The organism is Pseudomonas sp. MF6751 (genome assembly GCF_016613265.1).
Classification (GTDB): domain Bacteria; phylum Pseudomonadota; class Gammaproteobacteria; order Pseudomonadales; family Pseudomonadaceae; genus Aquipseudomonas; species Aquipseudomonas fluorescens_BV.
The window spans coordinates 20,098-27,796 of record NZ_JAENSV010000059.1 but is presented as its reverse complement, the minus strand read 5'-3'; the positions used below and the strand labels follow the sequence as shown (position 1 = coordinate 27,796).

At 62.7% G+C, this 7,699-nt stretch carries 6 protein-coding genes; all 6 read right to left on the bottom strand.

What is annotated here, in order from left to right:
• Positions 1-268 precede the first annotated feature (268 nt).
• Complete coding sequence (locus tag JJD66_RS25900; RefSeq protein WP_198716830.1) at positions 269-937, bottom strand: SPOR domain-containing protein; 669 nt, start codon at positions 935-937, stop codon at positions 269-271.
• Positions 921-2,228 carry a bifunctional tetrahydrofolate synthase/dihydrofolate synthase gene (gene folC, locus JJD66_RS25895; RefSeq protein ID WP_198716829.1) on the bottom strand — a complete coding sequence of 436 codons (1,308 nt, stop codon included), beginning with the start codon at positions 2,226-2,228 and terminating at the stop codon, positions 921-923. Before folC ends, JJD66_RS25900 begins: the two co-directional genes overlap by 17 nt.
• Positions 2,225-3,145: an acetyl-CoA carboxylase, carboxyltransferase subunit beta gene (accD, locus tag JJD66_RS25890; RefSeq protein WP_200649353.1), complete on the bottom strand. Its 921-nt coding sequence runs from the start codon at positions 3,143-3,145 to the stop codon at positions 2,225-2,227. Before accD ends, folC begins: the two co-directional genes overlap by 4 nt.
• Positions 3,146-3,390: 245 nt before the next feature.
• The gene (locus JJD66_RS25885; RefSeq protein WP_200649352.1) at positions 3,391-4,023 is read right to left on the bottom strand and encodes a phosphoribosylanthranilate isomerase; all 633 of its coding nucleotides are present in this window, start codon (positions 4,021-4,023) and stop codon (positions 3,391-3,393) included.
• A 63-nt stretch (positions 4,024-4,086) separates the two neighbouring features.
• Positions 4,087-4,911 (bottom strand): tRNA pseudouridine(38-40) synthase TruA, encoded by an 825-nt coding sequence (gene truA / locus JJD66_RS25880; RefSeq protein WP_003192549.1) that lies wholly within the window; start codon positions 4,909-4,911, stop codon positions 4,087-4,089.
• A 242-nt stretch (positions 4,912-5,153) separates the two neighbouring features.
• Positions 5,154-7,667, bottom strand: a complete 2,514-nt coding sequence (locus JJD66_RS25875) for a FimV/HubP family polar landmark protein (RefSeq protein WP_200649351.1) — start codon at positions 7,665-7,667, stop codon at positions 5,154-5,156.
• Between the last annotated feature and the right edge of the window lie 32 nt (positions 7,668-7,699).

The window sequence follows — 7,699 nt, the reverse complement described above, 5'->3', positions numbered from 1 at the left end:
AAAGTAAGCAAAGCGCTCTTGCCCCACCACTCGGCACCTCGCTTAGGCTCGGTGTGCCCGTAATCCGCCAGCGTGGTTTAACGGGGCGCCTAAGATCAAAAGCAGATCAAGATCAAGAGCGGCTCGCTTCACATCGTGGTTACCGTTGAGCTAACAGAGTTATGTAGATACCTATGCTGCGATGAGGGCGGCACGCTCGACATCGTTGTCGATTGAACCACCGCCATCGCAGGCAAGCCAGCTCCCACATTTAGAGCATATTGCCCGTTCAGCCGCGCTCGGGCTGGAAACGCACCACAAACCCGTTGAGGTTCTGCTGACGACCCAGCAAATCGCGCAGGCGATCTGCCTCGGCACGCTCGATCAGCGGCCCGACAAACACGCGGTTCTTGCCGTCAGCGCTGCGGATATAAGCGTTATACCCCTGGGCACGCAGCTTTTTCTGCAAGGCGTCGGCACTTTCGCGATTGGCCAGGCTGGCCAGCTGGATCGACCAACTGATCGGCAGGCCATTAGGGTCGATGCGACTCTGCCCCACATCCGGCTTGCCAGGCGCTGCAGGCTGCGGCGCTACCGGCTTGGGCGCTGGCGCCGGTGCAGCCGGTTTGGCGGCGACAGCCGGGGCTGGCGCTGGCTTGACCACCGGCACACTTGGCTGCACCGGCATCGAAGGGGCCTGTGAAGGCGCCTGCTGCGTGGCGACCTCCTCCTCGACGGGCTCAGGTTCTTCCGGCAGCACCTGAGGCTCAGGCACAACTACTGGTTCGACCTGAACCTGCGGCACCACCGGCGCCTGGGGCGCAGCGGGAGCTTCAACCACCACCTGGCGCTGTTCGTCCTGGCGGGAAAACAGCATCGGCAGAAAGATTACCGCCAACGCCACCAGCACCAGGGCCCCGACCATTCGCTGCTTGTATGCGCTATCCAGTAATGCCATGTGCAGCTTCCTCCGTGGAGCGCCGGGCCAGCCATTCAAGCGCCTCGGCAACACAATAAAATGATCCGAACAACAGGATTTCGTCCTCGGCCGTCGCTACCGTACACTGCGCCTCCAGGGCTGCAGTGACGCTTGCATACGACGTCACCGGCGCGCCAAGGTTCTGCAAGGCAGTTTCCAACTCAACCGCAGGACGGCTGCGTGGCGTATCCAGCGGCGCAACGGCCCAAGACTGGACGCTGCCCAGCAGTGGCGCAACCACGCCGTCCAGGTCCTTGTCGACCAACAACCCGAACACCGCCAGGCGACGCCCCACCGGCGGCGTAAGTGCCAGACGCTGAGCCAGGTACTGCGCAGCATGGGGGTTATGGCCTACATCCAACATCAGGCTCAGGCGCTTGCCTTGCCAGTCGAAGGTTCGGCGATCGAGGCGCCCCACCACTTTCGTTGCCAGCAAGGTCGCGGCGATCTGCGCGGCGTCCCACGGCAGGTCCAGCAGCAAATAGGCTTGCAGCGCGAGCGCGGCGTTTTCCATCGGCAGGTTCAGCAACGGCAAATCAAGCAGCTCTACCCGTTGGCCACGTGCATCCTGCCCACGCCATTGCCAATGGGTGTGGCCGATGTCCAGGGTGAACTCGCGACCCCGCAGGTAGAACGGGCAATCCAGTTCGCGCGCCCTGTCGAGCAAGGGTTGCGGTGGGTCCAGGTCACCACACAGCGCCGGACGGCCCTGACGGAAGATCCCGGCCTTTTCAAAAGACACCGATTCGCGGGTATTGCCCAGGTAATCGGCATGATCGACACCAATGCTGGTCACCAGGGCCAGGTCGGCATCCACCACGTTGACCGTATCCAGACGCCCGCCGAGGCCGACTTCCAGCACGACCACATCCAGTTGCGCACGCTCGAACAGCCAGAACGCCGCCAGGGTGCCCATCTCGAAATAGGTCAGGGAAATGTCGCCACGCCCGGCCTCCAGGGCTGCGAAGGCTTCGCACAGCTGGGCATCAGTGGCTTCGACACCATTGAGCTGCACCCGCTCGTTGTAGCGCAGCAGGTGCGGCGAACTGTACACGCCGACTTTGAGGCCTTGGGCCTGCAACAGCGCGGCGACAAAGGCACAGGTGGAGCCTTTGCCGTTGGTGCCGGTCACCGTGATCACACGCGGTGCCGGCTGGCCCAACCCGAGGCGGGCCGCTACCTGTTGCGAGCGCTCCAGGCCCATGTCGATGGCGGACGGATGCAACTGCTCAAGGTAGGCGAGCCATTCGCCCAGGGTACGTTGGGTCATAGGTTTGCTGGCACCGGCGGCACGACGATCGGCTCGACCTTAGGCGCGATGTACACAGGCGTCGGCAAGCCCATCATTTGCGCGAGCAGGCTGCCCAGGCGCGGGCGCAGTTCGCCACGCGGAATGATCAGGTCGATCGCACCGTGCTCCAGCAGGAACTCGCTGCGCTGGAAGCCTTCCGGCAGTTTTTCCCGCACGGTCTGCTCGATCACGCGCGGGCCGGCAAAACCGATCAGGGCTTTAGGCTCGCCAACGATCACATCGCCCAACATCGCCAGGCTGGCGGAGACGCCGCCGTAGACCGGGTCGGTCAGTACGGAGATGAACGGAATGCCTTCTTCACGCAGACGCGCCAGTACCGCTGAGGTCTTGGCCATTTGCATCAGGGAAATCAGGGCTTCCTGCATACGCGCACCACCGGAGGCGGCGAAGCAGATCATTGGGCAACGGTTTTCCAGGGCATAGTTGGCAGCGCGAACAAAGCGCTCACCGACGATGGCACCCATGGAACCGCCCATGAAGGAGAATTCGAAGGCCGAGACCACTACCGGCATGCCCAGCAGCTTGCCGCTGACCGAAATCAGCGCGTCTTTCTCGCCAGTCTGCTTCTGTGCGCCGACCAGGCGGTCCTTGTACTTCTTGCTGTCGCGGAACTTGAGACGGTCAACCGGCTCCAGGTCGGCACCCAGTTCATTACGGCCATCGGCATCCAGGAAGATGTCGATACGGGCGCGTGCGCCAATACGCATGTGGTGGTTGCACTTGGGGCAAACGTCCAGGGTCTTTTCCAGCTCCGGGCGATACAGCACCGCGTCGCAGGATGGGCATTTGTGCCACAGACCTTCAGGAACCGAGCTTTTCCTCACCTCGGAACGCATGATCGAAGGGATCAGTTTGTCTACTAACCAGTTGCTCATGCTTTCTTTTCTCCAGTACCGGTGGCTCGAACACAGCCCCGCGTATGCCCTTGAGCTAAATTCATATGTGGCGATGACACAGGCGGGACGGGGTCAGACGTTGGACCTGCCATTTCCCGCCCGTATCCTCAGCCTTCCAGACAACCTGCCAGCGCAGGGTTGCCACTTCGTTTCCGGGCCACCCACAGGCGGCGCCGGGCTGTTTTACACAGTGGTAGTTATGGACGGCGGCAGACTGCCAGCCGTCACATCCCACCCCTGCTGTTGCGCACGGCCTGCATGAACGCGCGAATCTTGCTCGGGTCCTTGATCCCCTTGCCCTGCTCCACCCCACCGCTGACGTCCACGGCATACGGCCGGACCTGTTCGATGGCCGCCTGGACATTCGCTGGAGTGAGCCCACCCGCGAGAATGACCGGCTTGCTCAACCCCTCGGGAATCAGCGTCCAGTCGAACGCCTCGCCCGTGCCACCGGGTACGCCGTCGACGTAGGTGTCCAACAGAATCCCGCGAGCGCCGGTATAAGCGGCGCAGGCTGCGGCGATATCGTCCCCGGCCTTGACCCGCAACGCCTTGATGTACGGGCGCTGATAGCTTTCGCATTCCTCTGGCGATTCGTCGCCATGGAACTGCAACATATCCAGCGGCACCGCATCCAGGGTTTCGTTGAGCTCGCAGCGGCTGGCGTTGACGAACAACCCCACGGTGGTCACGAAGGGTGGCAACGCAGCGATGATCGCCCGCACCTGCAGCACATTCACCGCCCGTGGGCTCTTGGCATAAAACACCAGGCCAATGGCATCCGCCCCCGCTTCGACTGCCGCCAGCGCGTCTTCTATGCGGGTAATCCCGCAAATCTTGCTGCGAACGGCTGACATGTCGTAGGAACCTCAGGGTTGGACCGAGAAAGTCCCGGATGGTAACAAAAGCTTTTCCGGGCGTCAGCCGCCAAGTTCGCTGAAACCGGTGAGGAAGTGCGGCCCGATAAAGCGTTCCGGTAATTCGAACTCGTCGCGGTACTCCACATCCACCAGGTACAGGCCGAACGGATGCGCCGTGACCCCGCCCGTGCGGCGAATGCGGCTTTCCAGCACTTCCTTGGCCCACTCCACCGGGCGCTCACCGGTGCCGATGGTCATCAGCACGCCAGCAATGTTGCGCACCATGTGATGCAGGAAGGCACCTGCACGGATATCCAGCACAATCATCTTGCCGTGGCGCGTCACCCGCAGGTGGTGGACTTCCTTGATCGGCGACTTGGCCTGGCACTGCCCGGCACGGAAGGCGCTGAAGTCATGCACCCCGACCAGATGCTGCGCGGCTTCGGCCATGCGCTCGGCATCCAGCGGGCGGTGGTTCCAGGTGATTTCTTCATTGAGGTGCGCCGGGCGGATCTGATCGTTGTAGATCACGTAGCGGTAACGCCGGGCGATGGCCTTGAAACGGGCGTGAAAATGCGCCGGCATGACCTTGGCCCAGCTGACACTGACGTCATGGGGCAAATTGATATTAGCCCCCATCACCCACGCCTTCATCGACCGCTCGGCCTGGGTGTCGAAGTGCACCACTTGGCCACACGCGTGCACGCCGGCATCGGTACGCCCGGCACACATCAGCGACACCGGCGAGTTGGCGACTTTGGACAGGGCGTTTTCCAGGGTTTCCTGCACCGTCAGCACCCCAGAGGCCTGACGCTGCCAGCCGCGATAGCGCGAGCCTTTGTATTCCACGCCCAGTGCGATGCGGTAAAAGCCTGCGGCCGCCATTTCGGCAGCTGCGTTATCTATATTTGCCAAGAACTGTGAGCCTGATGAGTTGCGCAAAGGCGGGCATTATAGGGCGTCAGGGTGCATGAGAGGGGGCTTTTAATCTGGGTTTTTTGTGGCGAGGGAGCTTGCTCCCGTTCGACAGCGCAGCTGGAGCCGGCTTTTCAGGGGCGCTACGCCCCCAGCGGGAGCAAGCTCCCTCGCCACAACAAGCCCGCTCCCACATTTTTCTGCCTCGGCCGTTAGATTCGGCCGAGCATTTCCTTGGCTTCGCCACGCTGGCCTTCGTTGCCTTCGGTCAGCACCTCGGACAGGATGTCTCGCGCGCCGTCAGCATCGCCCATGTCGATATAGGCCTGGGCCAGGTCGAGCTTGGTAGCCACTTCATCGGTGCCCGAGAGGAAGTCGAAATCCGGCTCATCCTCAGCACCCAGCGCGGCATCTTCAGCCGTGAAGGAAGGCTCGATCGGCGGATGCTCCAGGCTCTGGGACAATCGATCCAGTTCAGCATTGACGTCGTCCAGCTCCGACGCGAAGGCATCGGGCTTGGCCGCAGGGTTGCTCGGCTCGTCCGCCAGCGACAGGTCAAAGTCTTCCGGCAGGTCGAATTCGTCCAGCGCAGCCGGCGTCAGGGTCGGCGGCTCCACCGGCGGTACATCCTTGATCTGCTCTTCAAGGCCCGACAGGAAGTCGTCATCGGTTTGCGACGCGGGCGGGTCCAGCTGCAGGTCCAGGTCAAAGTCCGACAGGTCCTGTGCGTCGGCCTTAGACTCGGTCTGTTGTTTGAGCAGTGTTTCAAAGGTTTGCTGGTCTTGCGCGATCTCGGCCGGCGAGGCGGCTTCCAGGTCATCCAGGCTCAGGTCGAAATCGGTGTCGAAGGTATCTGCCTGCGCAGCCGAGGCCGGCTTGTCATCGAGCAGGTCCTTGACGTATTGCGCATCCAGGGCTGCGGCGGCCACTGCGGCACTGACACCCGCCGCCAACACGGCCATGGCCGGGAAGCGCGCCTTGAGCTGCTCGACCTGGGCATGGTTCTCACCGTTGGCCACCAACTGGCGCTCCTGGGTGACGAACCCGTCCTTGTTGTTCTGCAGGCCATAGACTTCCATCAGCTTCAAACGCAGGTCGCTGCGCTTGGGCTCGTGCTTGATGGCTTGTTCAAGCACATCCGCCGCCTGGTTCAGGTGGCCACGGTCAATATGGGATTGGGCCTGGGCCAGGGCGTCGCTGGAATTTTCCTGAGCCACGGCAACCGCCAACGGCGCCAGCACGGAGGCGACCGTCGGCGCCACAACCGTCTCGACCACCGGTGCTGGCGCGGGTGCGGCTGCTGGCGTCGCTGCAGTGGCGAGCTTGACGCTCGGCGGCGGCACTTCAAGGCCCTCGAAGCTGTCAGGCGGCAGGTCTTGATCGATATTGGAAACGAACTCAGGCTCTTCGGCCAACGCCCGAGCCATGCGCAGATGCTTCTCTTCTTCACGGCGAGCATTGCGATGCCGAGCCCATAGCAACAGAAGCAGCAGCACCACCAGCAGGGCCGCGCCGCCTAGGATGCCGAGCACAATCGGGTTGGTCAGCAGATCATTGAACTTGCCTTCGGTACTGGCCGGCGCGGCAGCCGGCTTGACAGGTTCAGGCGCTGGCGCTGCAACAGGGGCCGCAGGCTCGGCTGCTGGCTCACCGGGCAACTGCGCGGGGATCGCGGCTGGCTCACCCGTTTGCGCCTGCAAACGAGCCAATTGGTCATTCTTCAGTTGGATCAGCTTCTGCAGCTTGTCCAGCTGGCTTTGCAGGTCCGCGGCACGGCTTTTCAGTTCTTCGTTGTCGCGCCGCGTGGTGTCGAGCTCTTCCTGGGTCATCGCCAGCTTGTCGCTCAGGGCGCGGCTGTCCCCGGCTGCGCCTTTGCCACCTTTCTTGGCGGCTTGCGCCGATACCAGGCTCAAATTGTCCTTGGCCTGTGTGCTCGACGGCGCATTGCCGGCCTGGGTGCGCCGGGTTGCATCCAACTGCGGCTTACCAGCCACTTGCCCCTGAGGACTACGACGGCCCTGGCGCCAAGCGGCGTTCTGCGCACTCACTTCGGCAAGCGCTTGCGGCTGTGCCAGGGCTGTACTTTGGGTGATATCCGGCAGGCGCAGCACCTGGCCGGTTTTCAGGCGGTTGATGTTGCCGTCGACAAAGGCATCCGGGTTAAGCGCCTGGATAGCCAGCATCGTTTGCTGGACCGAGGCGCCATGACGGTTCTTCGCGGCAATCTCCCACAAGGTATCGTGGGGCGTGGTGGTGTGCCGGGCAAGCGTGCCAGTGGCAGGCGCAGAGCTGGCCGGCGCGCTGGCAGTCGGTGCCGGCTGGTCAAACTTGGCCGGGTCGAGCAGCACACTGTAGTCACGCATCAAGCGGCCATTGGGCCATTGCACCTGCATCAGGAAACGCACGTAGGAATCGGGCAACGGCTTGCTGGAGGTCACACGTACCACGCTGCGACCTTCGGGGTTGATCACCGGCGTGAACGTCAGGTCATCGAGAAACGCCTGGCGGTCGACACCCGCATCCACGAAGGCCTGGGCCGAAGCCAGGCTGGGGGTGATCTCGGACGCCGTGAGGCCGCCCACATCGCGCAATTCGATTTCCACCGACAGCGGCTGGTTCAACTTCGACTTGAGGGTCATCTCCCCAAGTTGCAGCGCCTGCGCCATACCGGAGGACAGCGCCGAGGCGGCCGCTATTGCTAACACCAGTTTGCGAACTTGAACCATAGCCTCATCCTTTGTTTGAACACTTCCCGCTC